16 protein-coding genes are annotated in these 16,440 nt (G+C 56.2%); 11 read left to right on the forward strand and 5 right to left on the reverse strand.

The features are described 5' to 3' along the window. The first annotated feature begins 6 nt into the window (after positions 1 to 6). From WLO31_RS10780 to gstA, 11 genes are all read left to right on the forward strand, one after another. Positions 7 to 1,407 (forward strand): GH1 family beta-glucosidase, encoded by a 1,401-nt coding sequence (locus WLO31_RS10780; protein ID WP_435926601.1) that lies wholly within the window; start codon positions 7 to 9, stop codon positions 1,405 to 1,407. A 210-nt stretch (positions 1,408 to 1,617) separates the two neighbouring features. Next, positions 1,618 to 2,058 (forward strand): DUF2569 domain-containing protein, encoded by a 441-nt coding sequence (locus WLO31_RS10785; protein ID WP_435926602.1) that lies wholly within the window; start codon positions 1,618 to 1,620, stop codon positions 2,056 to 2,058. Between the two features lie 76 nt (positions 2,059 to 2,134). Then, entirely contained in the window at positions 2,135 to 2,716 is a 582-nt protein-coding gene (gene rsxA / locus WLO31_RS10790) for an electron transport complex subunit RsxA (protein WP_435926603.1), read from the forward strand. Continuing rightward, entirely contained in the window at positions 2,716 to 3,294 is a 579-nt protein-coding gene (gene rsxB, locus WLO31_RS10795) for an electron transport complex subunit RsxB (RefSeq protein ID WP_435926604.1), read from the forward strand. The genes rsxA and rsxB overlap by 1 nt, the downstream gene beginning before the upstream one ends. Beyond that, a complete protein-coding gene (gene rsxC, locus WLO31_RS10800) occupies positions 3,287 to 5,686 on the forward strand; it encodes an electron transport complex subunit RsxC (protein WP_435926605.1) in 2,400 nt (799 codons plus the stop codon). The genes rsxB and rsxC overlap by 8 nt, the downstream gene beginning before the upstream one ends. Next, complete coding sequence (rsxD, locus tag WLO31_RS10805; RefSeq protein WP_435926606.1) at positions 5,687 to 6,739, forward strand: electron transport complex subunit RsxD; 1,053 nt, start codon at positions 5,687 to 5,689, stop codon at positions 6,737 to 6,739. It begins immediately after the preceding gene. 9 nt (positions 6,740 to 6,748) lie between these two features. Beyond that, positions 6,749 to 7,375, forward strand: a complete 627-nt coding sequence (gene rsxG / locus WLO31_RS10810; protein WP_435926607.1) for an electron transport complex subunit RsxG — start codon at positions 6,749 to 6,751, stop codon at positions 7,373 to 7,375. After that, on the forward strand, positions 7,372 to 8,058 hold the full coding sequence (locus tag WLO31_RS10815) for an electron transport complex subunit E (RefSeq protein ID WP_435926608.1): 687 nt from the start codon (positions 7,372 to 7,374) through the stop codon (positions 8,056 to 8,058). The genes rsxG and WLO31_RS10815 overlap by 4 nt, the downstream gene beginning before the upstream one ends. A 9-nt stretch (positions 8,059 to 8,067) precedes the next feature. Beyond that, positions 8,068 to 8,703: an endonuclease III gene (nth, locus tag WLO31_RS10820; protein ID WP_435926609.1), complete on the forward strand. Its 636-nt coding sequence runs from the start codon at positions 8,068 to 8,070 to the stop codon at positions 8,701 to 8,703. A 616-nt stretch (positions 8,704 to 9,319) separates the two neighbouring features. After that, positions 9,320 to 10,822: a dipeptide/tripeptide permease DtpA gene (gene dtpA / locus WLO31_RS10825; RefSeq protein WP_435926610.1), complete on the forward strand. Its 1,503-nt coding sequence runs from the start codon at positions 9,320 to 9,322 to the stop codon at positions 10,820 to 10,822. Between the two features lie 109 nt (positions 10,823 to 10,931). Beyond that, complete coding sequence (gene gstA / locus WLO31_RS10830) at positions 10,932 to 11,534, forward strand: glutathione transferase GstA (protein WP_435926611.1); 603 nt, start codon at positions 10,932 to 10,934, stop codon at positions 11,532 to 11,534. A 33-nt stretch (positions 11,535 to 11,567) separates the two neighbouring features. On the opposite strand, the gene pdxY is transcribed toward gstA, so the two are convergent. The 5 genes from pdxY to anmK all read right to left on the reverse strand — a co-directional run bounded on the left by pdxY (position 11,568) and on the right by anmK (position 16,187). Further along, positions 11,568 to 12,428, reverse strand: a complete 861-nt coding sequence (gene pdxY / locus WLO31_RS10835) for a pyridoxal kinase PdxY (RefSeq protein ID WP_435926612.1) — start codon at positions 12,426 to 12,428, stop codon at positions 11,568 to 11,570. An 86-nt stretch (positions 12,429 to 12,514) separates the two neighbouring features. Beyond that, positions 12,515 to 13,789 (reverse strand): tyrosine--tRNA ligase, encoded by a 1,275-nt coding sequence (tyrS, locus tag WLO31_RS10840; RefSeq protein WP_435926613.1) that lies wholly within the window; start codon positions 13,787 to 13,789, stop codon positions 12,515 to 12,517. Between the two features lie 143 nt (positions 13,790 to 13,932). Next, the gene (pdxH, locus tag WLO31_RS10845) at positions 13,933 to 14,589 is read right to left on the reverse strand and encodes a pyridoxamine 5'-phosphate oxidase (RefSeq protein WP_435926614.1); all 657 of its coding nucleotides are present in this window, start codon (positions 14,587 to 14,589) and stop codon (positions 13,933 to 13,935) included. 57 nt (positions 14,590 to 14,646) lie between these two features. Next, the gene (gene mliC / locus WLO31_RS10850; protein ID WP_435926615.1) at positions 14,647 to 14,970 is read right to left on the reverse strand and encodes a C-type lysozyme inhibitor; all 324 of its coding nucleotides are present in this window, start codon (positions 14,968 to 14,970) and stop codon (positions 14,647 to 14,649) included. Positions 14,971 to 15,062: 92 nt separating this feature from the next. Then, entirely contained in the window at positions 15,063 to 16,187 is a 1,125-nt protein-coding gene (gene anmK / locus WLO31_RS10855) for an anhydro-N-acetylmuramic acid kinase (protein WP_435926616.1), read from the reverse strand. Positions 16,188 to 16,440 lie beyond the last annotated feature (253 nt).

Here is a 16,440-nt window from a genome sequence, read left to right on the forward strand (position 1 = left end):
GTAGTCATGTCAGCTTTTCCGCAACACTTTCTTTGGGGCGCTGCAACCGCGGCGTATCAGGTTGAGGGCGGTCACGATGCCGATGGCAAAGGCCCGTCAATCTGGGATAGCTTTGCCCATCAGCCCGGCACTACTTATCAGGGCACCAACGGCGATGTCGCCGTCGATCACTATCACCGCTTCCGTGAAGACGTTGCTTTAATGGCCGAGCAGGGTTTGCAGAGCTACCGATTTTCTCTCTCCTGGCCACGCCTGTTCCCGCAGGGACGCGGTGAAGTCAACGAAGCCGGGGTGAAGTTCTACAGCGAGTTAATAGATTGCCTGGTAGAAAACAATATTGAACCCATGATCACCCTTTACCACTGGGATCTGCCGCAGGCTTTACAGGATGAAGGCGGCTGGGAAAACAGAGCCACCGCCGAGGCCTTCGTTGACTACGCCCGCCTGTGCTATGCCCGTTTTGGCGACCGCGTGAAGCTCTGGTCAACGTTTAACGAAACCGTGGTATTCATTGGTCACGGTTATATTACCGGTAGCCACCCGCCTTCGGTGCGCGATCCCGCCCGTGCCATTCAGGCCTGCCACCACGTATTTGTTGCGCATGCCGCGGCGGTGAAAGCGTTTCGCGCAAGCCAGATTGCCGGGACAATCGGCTTTGTGAATGTCTTACAAACCCATACGCCGTTAACGGACTCCCCGGAAGACAGGCAGGCCGCAGCGCTGGCCGATGGGATCTGGACCCACTGGCTTTACGATCCCGTACTAAAAGGCGAATACCCTGCTGAGCTGTTAGCCAAAACTCAGGCGCTGTGGAACGTGCCGCGCTTTGCCGCAGGCGATGAGCAGTTACTTAAGGAAAATATCTGCGACTTTATCGGGCTTAACTATTACAAACGCGAAACCGTTGCCGCAAATAAGCAGCAAACGCATTTACAGGCCAATCACAGCGGCGAGCGTAATAGCGGCCATGAGTTTGGGTTTAAAGATTTATTTAAATTTGTGCGTAACCCCGACGGGGTTTATACCGACTGGGACTGGGAAATATATCCGCAGGGGTTAACCGAGGGAATTTTGCAGATCAAAGCGCGCTATGGCGATATTCCGCTGTATATCACCGAAAATGGTCTTGGCGCCAAAGATCCTGTTATCGACGGCGAAATCGTTGACGACCCGCGCATCGACTATCTAAAAATACATATCGATGCCGTTGAGGCCGCCATGCAGCAGGGCGCTGACGTGCGGGGCTACTACCCCTGGTCGTTTATCGATTTGCTCAGCTGGCTCAACGGCTACCAGAAGCAGTACGGCTTTGTTTACGTTGACCATCAAAACGGGCTTGCGCGCAAACGTAAGAAAAGTTTCTTCTGGTATCAGGAGCTGATCGCCAGCCGCGGTGAAAAGCGATAAATAACCCTTTAAATCGGGCGGCGTACCGTCGCCCGATCTATTTTTCTGTCCCGCACAAGCGGACGATCGCTAAACGCACTAAAGAAAACCCTCTGGCGTTACGTTGTGTAACCGCTTGCGGGTAGCATTACGCGTAAAAAGTCTTATAATCCACCCGCCTTATGTCACACATAAGAAACGCATTTGGTTATTTTGCATTCGGGAGGCTACATGACTATCACGCAAGCGCCGCGTATTGCAGGCTGGCTTATCGCCCCTCTCGCCTGGCTGCTGCTGACTTTGCTCAGCAGCTCCATCGCGCTGGCCATCTATTTAATGATGCTGATCTCTCCTGAAAGCCATCGCTTAATGAATGCGCAGGGGCACAATATGGTGCTCTTCTGGTACTTCTCGGTGGCCTGCGCCATCGCCATGTGGGGTTATACCGTCTGGCTGACCCTGGCGTTTTTCAAACGCCGCAAAAAAGTTGTCCGCCACTATATTCTCTGGCTGCTGATTTCGGTGCTGCTGGCCCTGAAAGCCTTTGCTTTCTCCCCGGTCAGCGACGAGCTCGCCCTGCGCCAGCTTTTATTCCCGCTGCTTGCAGCTTCCCTGCTGGCGCCTTACTTCAGACGTTCGCAGCGCGTGAAGCAAACTTTTATTAATCCGTAATCATCCTTAAATATCCTGTTGTCGTCGCTTATTTTTTCGCCGATAATGGACGGCTTTTTTCGTTTCAGGTTAGAAAATGACAGATTATTTGCTGCTCTTTGTTGGTACGGTGCTGGTCAATAACTTCGTGCTGGTGAAGTTTCTGGGGCTGTGTCCGTTTATGGGCGTTTCCAAAAAACTGGAGACGGCTATCGGCATGGGGCTGGCGACCACTTTTGTATTAACGCTGGCCTCCATCTGCGCCTGGGTTATTAATGACCTGATCCTTATCCCTTTGGATCTGGTCTATCTGCGCACCCTTGCTTTTATTCTGGTTATCGCCGTCGTGGTGCAGTTCACCGAAATGGTGGTCAGAAAAACCAGCCCTGCGCTCTATCGCTTATTAGGGATATTTTTACCGCTTATCACCACCAACTGCGCGGTGCTGGGCGTGGCGCTGCTGAACATCAATCTCGGCCATAATTTTCTGCAGTCGGCGTTGTATGGCTTCTCCGCGGCGATTGGTTTTTCGCTGGTGATGGTGCTGTTCGCAGCAATTCGTGAACGTCTTGCCGTCTCCGACGTGCCGGCCCCGTTTAAAGGCAATGCGATCGCCCTGATTACCGCCGGTTTGATGTCTCTGGCGTTTATGGGCTTCAGCGGGCTGGTGAAGTTCTGATGAGTACCGTATGGATTGCTGTTATTGCGCTTACCCTGATGGGACTGGCCTTTGGTCTGATCCTGGGGTACGCCTCGCGCCGGTTCGCCGTTGAAGAAGATCCGATTGTCGAGAAAATCGAAGAAGTGCTGCCGCAGAGCCAGTGCGGGCAGTGCGGTTATCCCGGCTGCCGTCCGTATGCCGAGGCGGTGGGAAATAACGGCGCAAAAATAAATCTCTGCGCCCCCGGCGGCGAAGCGGTGATGCAAAAAATTGCCACCCTGCTGAACGTCGATCCACAGCCTATCGAAGGCGATGAGGCGGCGCTCGCTCCCGTGCGCATGCTGGCGGTGATTGACGAAGCCAACTGCATCGGCTGCACGAAATGCATCCAGGCCTGCCCTGTCGATGCCATCGTGGGCGCAACGCGTGCCATGCACACGGTAATGAGCGACCTTTGCACCGGCTGCAATCTGTGTGTGGACCCCTGCCCGACAAGCTGCATCGATCTTGTTCCGGTCGCCGCCACCACTGAGAGCTGGAAATGGGATCTCCAGACCATTCCGGTACGTAATATTCCGGTGGAGCAACATGCTTAACTTCTTCAGACGCTTTAATAAAGACAGAATCTGGGATTTCGACGGCGGCATTCATCCGCCGGAGATGAAAAGCCAGTCCAGCGGCACGCCGCTGCGCCTGGTTCCCTTACCTGCGCAGCTTGTTCTTCCTCTTAAGCAGCATATCGGCGCTGAGGGCGAGCTGTGCGTGAAAGCGGGCGACGCCGTACTGCGCGGCCAGCCGCTGACCAAAGGACGCGGCAGAATGCTGCCGGTTCATGCGCCAACCTCAGGCACCGTTACGGCAATCGCCCCGCACTCAACGGCGCACCCTTCTGCGCTTGCGGAACTGAGCGTCATTATCGACGCCGACGGTAAAGACGCCTGGATTGACCGGGACGGCTGGGCTGATTACCGCAGCCGTAGCCGCGAGGCGTTAATCGAACGCATTCACCAGTTCGGCGTGGCGGGCCTGGGCGGCGCAGGTTTTCCAACCGGGAATAAATTGCTGGGCGGCGGCGATAAGATCGATACGCTGATTATTAACGCCGCAGAATGCGAACCGTACATCACAGCGGACGATCGCCTGATGCAGGAGTGCGCGGCGCAGATTGTGGAAGGCATCCGCATTCTTGCCCATATTCTGCAGCCGCAGCGTGTATTAATCGGTATTGAAGATAACAAGCCGCAGGCGATTTCCATGCTGCGCGCGGTGCTGGCCGATGCCTGCGACATTCAGCTACGCGTGGTCCCAACCAAATATCCCTCTGGCGGCGCAAAGCAGCTTACGCAGCTCCTCACGGGAAAACAGGTTCCGCACGGCGGACGCTCATCGGATATCGGCGTACTGATGCAGAACGTCGGTACGGCCTATGCGGTAAAACGCGCCGTTATTGACGGCGAGCCGCTGACCGAGCGCGTGATGACCTTAACGGGTGAAGCAGTTGCCCGGCCGGGCAACGTCTGGGCGCGTCTGGGTACTCCGGTTCGTCATCTGTTAGATTTCGCCGGGTTCCGTCCGGCCCATGACCAGCAGGTCATTATGGGCGGCCCGCTGATGGGCTTTAGCCTGCCCTGGCTTGACGTGCCGGTGGTAAAAATCACCAACTGCCTGCTGGCCCCTTCGGCAAATGAAATGGGCGAAGCGCAGGAAGAGCAAAGCTGCATCCGCTGTAGCGCCTGCGCGGACGCCTGCCCTGCGGATCTGCTGCCGCAGCAGCTGTACTGGTTCAGCAAAGGTCAGCAGCACGACAAAGCCACCGCGCACAATCTTAAAGACTGCATAGAGTGCGGCGCCTGCGCTTACGTTTGCCCAAGCAATATTCCGCTGGTGCAGTATTTCCGCCAGGAAAAAGCCGAGATCCGCGAAATTGCGCTGGAAGCGAAACGTACGGCAGAAGCTAAAGCACGCTTTGAGGCGCGCCAGGCCCGGCTTGAACGTGAAAAAGCGGCGCGCCTTGAGCGTCATAAACAGGCGGCGGTTCAGCCTACGTCCAAAGATAACGATGCGATTCAGGCCGCGCTTGCCCGCGTGAAGAGCAAGAAAGCCGACGGCAGCGAGCCTGTTATTGTCCAGGCCGGAAGCAAGCCGGATAACAGCGAGATGGCCGCCGCACGCGAAGCCCGCAAAGCCCAGGCGCGCGCGAAACAGGCTGAAAAAGCGCAGCAGGCAAAAGCTGCCGAAGAAGCTGGATCAGCCGAACCGGTTGATCCACGCAAAGCTGCCGTCGAGGCCGCTATTGCCCGCGCCAAGGGACGCAAGGTGGCGCAGGCAAACAGTGAGCCTGCCGAAGAAGCGGCGCCAGCCGAGCCGGTTGATCCGCGCAAAGCCGCCGTCGAGGCCGCTATCGCCCGTGCCAAGGCGCGCAAGGCTGCGCAGGCAAACAGTGAGCCTGCCGAAGAAGCGGCGCCAGCCGAGCCGGTTGATCCGCGCAAGGCCGCCGTCGAGGCCGCTATCGCCCGCGCCAAGGCGCGCAAGGCGGCGCAGGCAACCAGTGCGCCTGCCGAAGAAGCTACGCCTGCCGAGCCGGTTGATCCGCGCAAGGCCGCCGTCGAGGCTGCTATCGCCCGTGCTAAGGCGCGCAAGGCGGCGCAGGCGAACAGTGCGCCTGCCGAAGAAGCTACGCCTGCCGAGCCGGTTGATCCGCGCAAAGCCGCCGTCGAGGCTGCTATCGCTCGCGTTAAAGCGCGTAAGGCGGCGCAGGCAACCAGTGCGCCTGCCGAAGAAGCTACGCCTGCCGAGCCGGTTGATCCACGCAAAGCTGCCGTCGAGGCCGCTATTGCCCGCGCCAAGGCGCGTAAGTTAGCCCAACAGGAAAAAGCCAACGAGGCCGCTTCCACAGAACAACAAGACCCAAAAAAAGCGGCTGTCGCTGCGGCCATCGCCCGCGTACAGGCACGTAAAGCCGCTCAGCAGATGGTGCCAGAGGAATAAATGGTTTTTAAAATCGCAAGCTCTCCTTATACCCACAACCAGCGCAGCACCGCCAGGATCATGCTGCAGGTTTGCTGTGCCGCCTTGCCGGGCATCGCGGCGCTGTGCTTCTGGTTTGGCTGGGGCAGCCTGATGCAGATTGCGCTTGGCATTCTCAGCGCGGTTGCTGCCGAAGCTGTGGTGGTAAAGCTGCGTAAACAGTCGCTGCGTCTGACGCTCGGGGATAATTCTGCCGCGCTGACCGGTCTGCTGCTGGGGATGAGTATTCCTCCTCTCGCGCCGTGGTGGATGGTCATTCTCGGGACAGTTTTTGCGGTGATTATCGCAAAGCAGCTTTACGGCGGGCTGGGCCACAACCCGTTTAATCCGGCAATGGTAGGCTACGTTGTCCTGCTGATCGCCTTTCCTGTGCAGATGACGGCGTGGCTGCCGCCGCAGTCTATCGCCGCGACCATCCCGAGCCTCTCTGACGTTCTGCATGTTATCTTCACCGGCAGCACCGCGATGGGCGATACCATGACGCAGCTGCGCATCGGGGTGGACGGAATAAGCCAGGCAACGCCGCTCGATACCTTCAAAACAGGCATTCGCGCGGGCCATTCGGCTGCAGATTTGCTCAATAGCCCAATTTATAGCGGCGTGCTGGCCGGGCTTGGCTGGCAGTGGATTAACGTGGCCTTTATGGCGGGCGGCCTGTTTCTGCTATGGCGCGGCACTATCCGCTGGCATATTCCGGTCAGTTTCCTGCTGACGCTGACGGCCTGTGCGACTCTCGGCTGGCTACTTTCACCGGAGCTGTGCGTTTCGCCTGCCGTTCACCTTTTCTCAGGCGCGACGATGTTCGGCGCGTTCTTTATTCTTACCGATCCGGTTACCGCCTCGACAACGAATCGCGGTCGGCTGCTTTTTGGCGCGCTGGCAGGCTTGCTGGTGTGGCTGATTCGTACCTGGGGCGGCTACCCGGACGGGGTGGCGTTCGCGGTGCTGCTGGCGAATATTACCGTGCCGCTGATTGATTACTACACCCGTCCGCGCGTTTACGGCCATCGTTAAGGAATAGTCATGCTGAAAACAATGCAAAAACATGGCGTTACGCTGGCTATTTTCGCCGCTCTGGCAACCGGCCTGACCGCGGTAGTCAACGAGCTGACGAAACCGACTATCGACCGCCAGGCCGCGCTGCAGCAAAAATTATTGTTCGATCAGGTTTTGCCTGCCGATATGTACGACAACGATATTCAGCAGAGCTGCGTTCTTGTCAGCGATCCGCAACTGGGCGCGGGCGAGCGTCATATGTACGTTGCACGCAAGGGCGACGAGCCGGTTGCCGTAGTGATGGAAGCGACCGCTCCCGACGGCTATTCCGGAGCTATCCAGCTGCTGGTTGGCGCGGATTTCAGCGGAAAAATGCTGGGTGCCCGCGTCACTGAGCATCATGAGACGCCGGGCCTTGGCGATAAAATCGAGCTCCGCCTGAGCGACTGGATCACCCACTTCTCCGGCAAAACCATTCAGGGTAAGGATGACGCTGCCTGGGCGGTGAAGAAAGACGGCGGGCAGTTCGATCAGTTTACCGGCGCGACCATTACGCCGCGTGCGGTGGTCAACGCGGTCAGGCGCGCGGGACTTTTCGCAACAACGCTACCGCCGCGTCTGGCACAATTATCATCCTGCGGAGCGCAACCATGAGCGATGTAAAAGATATTCTGGTGCAGGGCCTGTGGAAGAATAACTCGGCCCTCGTTCAGCTGCTGGGGCTTTGCCCGCTGCTTGCCGTTACCTCTACGGCGACCAATGCTCTGGGTCTGGGCCTGGCAACCACGCTGGTGCTCACCTTAACCAACGTTGCCGTTTCTGCTCTGCGCCGCTGGGTGCCTTCAGAAATTCGCATCCCTATCTACGTGATGATTATCGCCTCGGTGGTCAGCGCCGTGCAGATGCTTATCAACGCCTACGCGTTTGGGCTGTATCAGTCGCTTGGCATTTTTATCCCGCTGATTGTTACTAACTGTATTGTGATTGGGCGCGCGGAGGCTTTTGCCGCCAGGAGCAGCGTGCCGCTGGCCGCTCTGGACGGCTTTGCCATCGGCCTGGGCGCTACCAGCGCGATGTTCGTGCTGGGCTCCCTGCGTGAAATTATCGGTAACGGCACGCTGTTTGATGGCGCGGACAGTCTGCTCGGCAGCTGGGCAAAAGTGCTGCGCATAGAGGTTTTCCACACGGACACGCCTTTCCTGCTGGCTATGTTGCCGCCGGGCGCCTTTATAGGCCTCGGCCTGATGCTGGCGGTAAAATATCTTATCGATGAAAAGATGAAGGCTCGTCGCGCTGCCAGGAGCGTGGCCGTGAAAGGAAATGCAGAGCAGGTATAAGGAAGCATAATGAATAAAGCAAAGCGGCTGGAAATCCTCGCGCGTCTGCGCGATGACAATCCCCATCCCACCACTGAACTGCAGTTCAGCTCCCCCTTCGAGCTGTTGATCGCCGTGCTGCTTTCCGCGCAGGCAACGGATGTAAGCGTCAATAAGGCTACGGCGAAGCTCTATCCCGTGGCCAACACGCCGCAGGCGATGCTCGACCTGGGGGTGGAAGGCGTGAAGGCCTACATCAAAACCATCGGCCTGTTTAACAGCAAAGCGGAAAACGTGATTAAAACCTGCCGCATGCTGCTGGAGCTTCACCACGGCGAGGTTCCGGAAGATCGTGCGGCGCTGGAAGCGCTTCCCGGCGTCGGCCGTAAAACCGCCAACGTGGTGCTGAATACCGCATTCGGATGGCCAACCATCGCCGTGGATACCCATATTTTCCGCGTCTGTAACCGCACAAACTTTGCGCCAGGCAAAAACGTCGAGCAGGTGGAAGAAAAACTGCTTAGCGTTGTTCCGGCAGCATTTAAAGTTGACTGTCATCACTGGTTGATTTTGCACGGCCGTTATACCTGCGTCGCCCGCAAGCCGCGCTGTGGCTCATGCATCATTGAAGATCTGTGCGAATACAAAGATAAAACCGACTTTTGATCCCCGCCTTCCCGTCGGGTAACCGACGGGTTATCACTCCCCGTTTTCTTCACCTGTCGTAAACACACCTGAAAACAACTATTTGTTCCGCTAATGGCGCTCAGAGCGACAACATCATGCGGTTATTAACCGACTCACCAGGTTAATCATTTTTTTACGATAAGAATTTTCTATAAATATGTGACAGAGATCACTTTGATAACATGATGTTAATTTTTGCCCGGTTTATTATCGATAAACCACGGCGATCGTTATTTATAGCGGATCTTAGCCAATAGATTAGACTGGATGTTTATCAATAGCTGGTTCATATCACTGGGATATCGCCTTAACAGCAGGGCATATCACTGATAGCGATAATTTTGCCTGTAGTTAAAAACATTTGCTCGGTAAAGACGAGATTATTGAAATTTAACGCTGAATAACAATTCATACTCCCGCGCATTATTCCATGAAGGATATATGTAACAGAGTATTGCAAACCCCTTGCCTGATGCTGCCAGATAGTGAACATTACCCGCCGTTTCCCCCTCCCTTAATAAAAATAAAGTGAATGTCATCGGACATCACGCTTATAAAACTCCTGTTAAAGTGGGATGTAAAAAAAGAGGTATATGTGTCGACTGCAAACAATAAACCAGCAGAAAGCGTCAGCCTGAACGCTTTCAAACAACCGAAATCGTTCTATCTGATCTTTTCCATCGAGCTGTGGGAGCGTTTTGGTTACTACGGCCTGCAAGGCATCATGGCCGTCTACCTGGTCAAGATGCTTGGGATGTCCGAAGCGGACTCCATCACGCTGTTCTCATCGTTCAGCGCCCTGGTATATGGCCTTGTGGCTATCGGCGGCTGGCTGGGCGATAAAGTGCTCGGCACCAAACGTGTCATTATGCTCGGTACTATCGTACTGGCTATCGGCTATGCGCTTGTCGCGTACTCCGGACACGATGCCGCTCTCGTCTATATGGGCATGGCGACTATCGCCGTCGGTAACGGCCTGTTTAAGGCTAACCCGTCTGCCCTGCTTTCTACCTGCTATGAGAAAGATGACCCGCGTCTTGATGGCGCCTTTACCATGTACTACATGTCCATCAATATCGGCTCCTTCTTCTCCATGCTGGCCACGCCGTGGCTCGCCGCGAAGTTTGGCTGGAGCGTCGCTTTCTCACTGAGCTTTGTGGGCATGCTGATTACGCTTGTGAACTTCATGTTCTGTAAGAAGTGGGTTAAAGACTACGGCTCCAAACCTGACTTCGAACCGGTTCACTTCGGTAAGCTGATTGCGACTATTGCGGGCATCGTGGTGCTGGCCGTTATCGCTACCTGGCTGCTGCATAATCAGGGTATCGCACGCATGGTACTGGGCCTGGTTGCGCTGGGTATCGTGATTATCTTCGCTAAAGAAGCCGCTGCGATGAAAGGCACCGCGCGCCGTAAGATGATTGTCGCTTTCGTGCTGATGGTGCAGGCTATCGTGTTCTTCGTGCTCTACAGCCAGATGCCGACTTCCCTGAACTTCTTCGCTATCCGTAACGTTGAACATGCGATCCTGGGCATCACGTTCCAGCCGGAGCAGTTCCAGGCGCTGAACCCGTTCTGGATCATGGTTGGTAGCCCGATTCTGGCCGCTATCTATAACAAGATGGGCGACCGTCTGCCGATGCCGCACAAGTTCGCTATCGGCATGGCGCTGTGCTCTCTTGCGTTCCTCGTGCTGCCCGTCGGGGCGAAATTTGCCTCTGATGCGGGTATCGTCTCCGTAAGCTGGCTGATCCTGAGCTACGCGTTGCAGAGTATCGGCGAGCTGATGATTTCCGGTCTGGGTCTGGCAATGGTGGCTCAGCTGGTGCCGCAGCGCCTGATGGGCTTTATCATGGGCAGCTGGTTCCTGACTACCGCCGGCGCCGCTATCATCGCCGGTAAAGTGGCGAACCTGATGGCCGTGCCGGAGAACGTGACCGATCCGCTGCAGTCTCTGGTGGTGTACGGTCATGTCTTCATGCAGATTGGTATTGCTACCGCAGTTATCGCCGCGCTGATGTTTGCCATCGCGCCAAAGCTGAACCGCATGACGCTCAGCGACGAAAACGAAACCGTCACGGAAACCGCCACCGCATGATGTAGCGGGAAACTTTTGATTTTCAGCCGTTGGCTTTATGCTTAACGGCTTTTTTTTTGCCTGTATGCGGACTAACATAAGGTTCCTTAGCGCCCACAGGAGTTTAGTAATGAAACTGTATTATAAAGCTGGTGCCTGTTCCCTTTCCCCTCATATTATCCTGCGCGAAACAGGCATTGACTTCTCGCTGGTCAAAGTCGATTTAGCGAGTAAGAAAACTGAAGCGGGGGATGATTACCTTGAGGTTAACGCCAAAGGCCAGGTCCCGGCGCTGGTGCTGGATGACGGTTCGCTGCTGACCGAAGGCGTCGCCATCGTGCAGTTTCTGGCAGACAAGGTTCCCGATCGCCAGCTCCTTGCACCTGCCGGCAGCATGACGCGCTACCACACGCTGGAATGGCTGAACTACATCGCCACCGAGCTGCATAAGGGCTTTAGCCCGCTGTTCAACCCGGCGACGCCGGATGAGTTCAAGACGCTGACCCGCAAAGTGCTGGAGAAAAAACTGCGGTACGTAAACGAAGAGCTGAATGACAAACAGTGGCTGATGGGGCTGCGTTTTAGCGTGGCGGACGCCTATCTGTTTACCGTGCTGCGCTGGGCGTATGGCGTGAAGCTTGAGATGAGCGGCCTGAGCAATATCGAGGCGTTTATGGAGCGCATGAAGGCGCGTCCGGCTGTCGAAGCGGCGCTGGCTGCGGAAGGGATTTAACCTGAAAACGCCCTCGTGATGAGGGCGTTATTTTTATAGTTTGACCGCTGTAAAATAGTGCTCCGGCTTCGCAATGCCGTCCTGCGCGGCCACCAGCTGAAGCTCGTACTCTGCCATTTTTTTAGTAACCACCATTACGTCATAAACCGCGGCGGTAACGTGCTCCAGCGCTTCGCGCAGCGTGGCGCCCTGTAACAGTTTAACCAGCAGCAGGCCGCTGGTGACGTCGCCCACGCCGACCGGCTGGCGCTCGCCGAAGTCCACCAGCGGGCGATGGATATGCCAGGCTTCATCCGCCGTCACCAGCAGCATTTCGAAACGATCCTGCTGATAGCCCGCCCGCGCCAGATGCTTCACCAGCACGATTTGCGGCCCCAGGGCGATAAGCTCACGCGCGGTGCTTACCGCTTCTTCAACCGAGTTGACGGCATGGCCGCTCAGGATCTCAAGCTCCAGCAGGTTGGGCGCAATAATGTCGCTTGCGGGCAACGCGCTGCGCGTATGGAACTCTGCCACGCCCGGCGCCACGATGCAGCCTTTTTCCGGGTGGCCCATTACGGGATCGCAGAAATACTTCGCGTTCGGATTTGCCGCCTTCACCTGGCGAACAACAGAAAGAATATGCTCGCCCTGCTCGGCTGAGCCCAGATAGCCGCTCAGCACCGCGTCACAGCGCTGAAGCTGGCCGATATCCGCAATCCCCTGCACGATATCACTGAGGTGGCTGGCAGGCATCACGCTGCCGGTCCATTTCCCGTACTGGGTGTGATTGGAAAACTGCACCGTATTCAACGGCCAGACGTTGGCGCCCAGCCGGCGCATCGGGAATTCGGCGGCGCTGTTGCCCGCGTGACCGAATACCACATGAGACTGGATGGCGAGGATATTTTTCATTTCTAATCCGGATCGACAGCTTGTTGTGTTGGTGGCAAAAATAAAGGGCGTGGATTGCAGTCCAGCGCCCTTCCGGTCTTTCTTAATTACTTCCAGCAGACGAGGCAGTAATTTTTCTTACCCCGACGCAGCAAGGTGTAGCGACCGAAGAGAACGTCGCTGTCGGCAAAGGTGTATTCCGGGTCGGCCTGCTTTTCACCGTTGATGGTGATAGCGTTCTGCGCGATGGTTTTCCGGGCCTGCCCGCGTGACGGCTGTAGTTCGGAATCGACCAGCGCCTGCTGCAGGTCTGCGCCGCGATCCAGCTCAACCATCGGCACGCCGTCCTGCGCCAGCTGCGCAAAGTCGGCCTCGGTCAGATCGCTCAGGTTGCCGTTAAACAGGCTGCTGGTAATACGTTTAGCGGCGACCAGACCCTCTTCGCCGTGTACCAGACGAGTCACCTGCTCAGCCAGCACGTACTGCGCGCGAGGGGCGGAGCCGCTGTTTTTGTCTTCTTCTTCCAGCGCATTGATCTCTTCAAGGCTCATGAAGGTGAAGAACTTCAGGAAGCGGTAGACGTCCGCATCGGCGGTGTTGATCCAGAACTGATAGAATTTGTAAGGGCTGGTTTTCTTCGGATCAAGCCACACCGCGCCGCCTTCGGTTTTGCCGAACTTGGTGCCGTCGGATTTGGTGATCAGCGGAACGGTCAGGCCAAACGCCTGCTGCTGGTGCAGACGGCGAGTCAGGTCGATACCGGAGGTAATGTTGCCCCACTGGTCGGAGCCGCCGATTTGCAGCACCACGCCGTGCAGTTTGTTCAGGCACGCAAAGTCGTAGCCCTGCAGCAGGTTGTAGGAGAACTCGGTAAAGGAGATGCCCACGTCGTCGCGGTTCAGGCGCTGTTTTACCGCTTCTTTGTTAATCATCTGGTTAACGGAGAAGTGCTTGCCGATATCTCGCAGGAAAGTCAGCACGTTCATGCCGCCGAACCAGTCGTAGTTGTTGGCCGCGATGGCCGAGTTTTCACCGCAGTCAAAATCGAGGAAAGGCGCGACCTGGCGGCGGATTTTTTCTACCCACTCGTGAACCGTATCTTCGGTATTGAGTTTGCGCTCAACGGCTTTAAAGCTCGGATCGCCAATCAGACCCGTTGCGCCACCCACCAGAGCCACAGGCTTGTGGCCGGCTTCCTGGAAACGTTTCAGACACAGCAGTGGAACCAGATGGCCCAAGTGCAAGCTGTCAGCGGTAGGATCGAAGCCGCAATAGAGCGCGATTGGCCCTTGCGCCAGGCGCTGCGCTAACGCGTCCTCATCCGTTACCTGAGCCACCAGGCCCCGCTCTTGCAATTGTTTTATCAGATTGATGCTTGCCATCAAATTCTCCATGTATTTACGACTGCACCTTTGCCGGTACACGGCTTTTCGCCCTGTGGCGAAAGAAGTTAATTTCTTGAGGGGACATAGAATAAAGCGCCAGCCCACGGAGTGCCAGCGCTTAACGCAATAAATCCCGGGCGTTATGGAGCGAGACGGTTTATTTTCCAGGCATCCGCTTCACGCTGGTATAAAAAGCGATCGTGCAGGCGATGTTCGCCGCCCTGCCAGAATTCCATCTGCGTAATGGAAACGCGGTAGCCGCCCCAGAAGCTGGGCAGCGGGATATCGCCCTGCTGGAATTTTTGTTTCAGTTCGAGGAATTTGCTTTCGAGTATGCCGCGGGCGGAAATACGGCTGGACTGCTTAGATACCCACGCGCCAATCTGGCTGTCGCGCGGGCGGCTGTGGAAGTATTTCATCACTTCAAGCGTCGATAGCCGCTCTGCGGTGCCCTGCACCATCACCTGGCGATCCAGCATATGCCAGGGAAAATGCAGGCTGATGCGCGGGTTGTTTTCCAGATGCTGCGCTTTGCGCGAGCCAAGATTGGTATAGAACACCAGGCCGCGTTCGTCGAAATGTTTAAGCAGCACGATACGCTGATACGGCTGTCCATGCTCATCGACCGTCGCAACCACCATCGCTGTAGGGTCGGCGAGCTTTGCTTCACAGGCCTGGCCGAGCCAGCGTTCAAAGAGATCGAGCGGCTTATCGGTAAGATCGCGGCGGCGCAGGCCACCTTTGGTATATTCGCGGCGCAGATGCGCAATCTGTTGCAAAGAGTCGTTATCAGACATGGCGTTACGTCAGGCTAGATTCGGGTGGAACTATTGTGCGCTCCACCTTGCTAAATCTCAACGCTGAGGATTTTGTAACTGGCAATTATTAAGCACAACGCTATCTTTGCGGTAAACGGTAGCGCTGTCGCCTTTGGACCAGAAGACGTAAACGCCATCGGTGTAACGCGCGCCAGAGGCTGACAGCCCCTGCGTCAGAGAGAGGTAGCGGTTGTCGTAGACAAAGTTAACCATCTGCTTTTTGTTATTAAGCTGTACGGTAAGCGGCTTTTCGTCGCACTGGTATTGCAGCGTATCGGTTTGCATCCGTTCAACGAAGGAGTGGTAGTAGCTACAGCCGGCAAGCAGCATCGGAATTGCGGCAACAAGTAATTTTTTCATCTGCGTATCCTGAAGATCTTCTTATCCCCGGGAGGGGCGGGCCCTCCCTTTTCGTCTTCAGTGTAGAGACTATGAGATAAAGATAATTTCAGTTAACTCTGATTATGCAGGGGGTTGGCGGGAAAAATCGCGCCCAGCACGCTCGCCTCAGACGCGCCCGTTACGGACGGCAAATTACCCGGCAAACCCGACATGGTGCGGCAGGCAAGCCACGCAAACGCCAGCGCTTCCATATCGTCGCCGCTGATGCCCGCCTCGTCGGTGGTGCCGACTTCTGTACCGGGTAATAACGCCGCCAGACGCGCCATCAACAGCGGGTTACGGCTTCCGCCGCCGCACACCATCAGCCGCTCACAACCGCCGCTTAACAATACCTGTTCGGCTATCGTAACGGCGGTGAGTTCGGTAAGGGTCGCCTGGACATCTTCGCTGGCAAGCCCCGGAAAGGCGGCAAGCTGGCGTTCAAGCCAGCCAAAGTTGAAATATTCGCGCCCGGTACTTTTTGGCGCGGGGGCGGCAAAATAGGGATCGCTCAGCATTTGCTGGAGCAGCGGCAGAATGACTTTACCGCTGCTGGCCCACTGGCCCTCTTTGTCATACGGCTTGCCTTTCTGGCGCCAAATCCAGGCATCGATCAGCATGTTGCCGGGGCCGGTGTCATAACCCCTCACCGCACGATCGGGGATCAAGAGCGAAAGATTCGCAATGCCGCCGATATTCAGCACCATGCGGCGTTCTGTAGGATGCGCGAGCAGCGCATGGTGGAAAGCGGGAACCAGCGGCGCGCCCTGCCCGCCGAGCGCCATATCCCGGCGGCGAAAATCTCCTACCACGGTGACGCCCGTTAGCGCGACTATCTGATTGTTATCGCCAATTTGCAGGCTGTGTGCCGCCTCGCCCTGCGGCTCATGCCAGACGGTCTGCCCGTGGCAGCCGATGGCTGTCACATCGGCATGCGTCAGGCTTTGTTGCGTCATAAGGTTTTGTACGGCCTGCGCAAAGAGTTTGCCAAGTCGATTATCAAGCTGGCCGAACTGCGAGAGCGTCAGCTGCTGCCCCTGGCTGATAGCCAGAACGGCGTTTTTAATATCCAGAGGAATGGGATGAGTGTAGCTGGCAAGCTGAACGACCAGATGTTCATCAATGGCCGCTAAAACCACATCTATGCCATCAAGACTGGTACCCGACATCACGCCGATATAACGACCAGATTTCATCTGTTACTCCTGTAAAGCGTGCCGATTAGAGGAAATACTCCACCATAAACTAGCACTCAATACGATGATTTATTAAAATTTTTGATCGTTGCCGCGACGTTTAGCATGATTTATTTTCTTATCAAGCCTGATAAGCGCGCCGTTTACTCCCGGTTGAGCGCCGCGCATTTACATTTTTAGCGGTCTCATGCTGAACTAAACTGAAACTTCGCACCTAAATACCATATAATTTACCCATGAAGGATGCTCGCTT

Origin of the sequence: Dryocola sharpae, from assembly GCF_051307055.1 — a bacterium.
Lineage (GTDB): Bacteria > Pseudomonadota > Gammaproteobacteria > Enterobacterales > Enterobacteriaceae > Dryocola.

What these genes read in the sequence shown, in the direction of transcription:
- WLO31_RS10780 (WP_435926601.1), top strand. Translation starts at nt 7, where the DNA reads ATGTCAGCTTTTCCGCAACACTTTCTTTGGGGCGCTGCAACCGCGGCG.
- WLO31_RS10785 (WP_435926602.1), top strand. Translation starts at nt 1,618, where the DNA reads ATGACTATCACGCAAGCGCCGCGTATTGCAGGCTGGCTTATCGCCCCT.
- rsxA (WP_435926603.1), top strand. Translation starts at nt 2,135, where the DNA reads ATGACAGATTATTTGCTGCTCTTTGTTGGTACGGTGCTGGTCAATAAC.
- rsxB (WP_435926604.1), top strand. Translation starts at nt 2,716, where the DNA reads ATGAGTACCGTATGGATTGCTGTTATTGCGCTTACCCTGATGGGACTG.
- rsxC (WP_435926605.1), top strand. Translation starts at nt 3,287, where the DNA reads ATGCTTAACTTCTTCAGACGCTTTAATAAAGACAGAATCTGGGATTTC.
- rsxD (WP_435926606.1), top strand. Translation starts at nt 5,687, where the DNA reads ATGGTTTTTAAAATCGCAAGCTCTCCTTATACCCACAACCAGCGCAGC.
- rsxG (WP_435926607.1), top strand. Translation starts at nt 6,749, where the DNA reads ATGCTGAAAACAATGCAAAAACATGGCGTTACGCTGGCTATTTTCGCC.
- WLO31_RS10815 (WP_435926608.1), top strand. Translation starts at nt 7,372, where the DNA reads ATGAGCGATGTAAAAGATATTCTGGTGCAGGGCCTGTGGAAGAATAAC.
- nth (WP_435926609.1), top strand. Translation starts at nt 8,068, where the DNA reads ATGAATAAAGCAAAGCGGCTGGAAATCCTCGCGCGTCTGCGCGATGAC.
- gstA (WP_435926611.1), top strand. Translation starts at nt 10,932, where the DNA reads ATGAAACTGTATTATAAAGCTGGTGCCTGTTCCCTTTCCCCTCATATT.
- pdxY (WP_435926612.1), bottom strand. Translation starts at nt 12,428, where the DNA reads ATGAAAAATATCCTCGCCATCCAGTCTCATGTGGTATTCGGTCACGCG.
- tyrS (WP_435926613.1), bottom strand. Translation starts at nt 13,789, where the DNA reads ATGGCAAGCATCAATCTGATAAAACAATTGCAAGAGCGGGGCCTGGTG.
- pdxH (WP_435926614.1), bottom strand. Translation starts at nt 14,589, where the DNA reads ATGTCTGATAACGACTCTTTGCAACAGATTGCGCATCTGCGCCGCGAA.
- mliC (WP_435926615.1), bottom strand. Translation starts at nt 14,970, where the DNA reads ATGAAAAAATTACTTGTTGCCGCAATTCCGATGCTGCTTGCCGGCTGT.
- anmK (WP_435926616.1), bottom strand. Translation starts at nt 16,187, where the DNA reads ATGAAATCTGGTCGTTATATCGGCGTGATGTCGGGTACCAGTCTTGAT.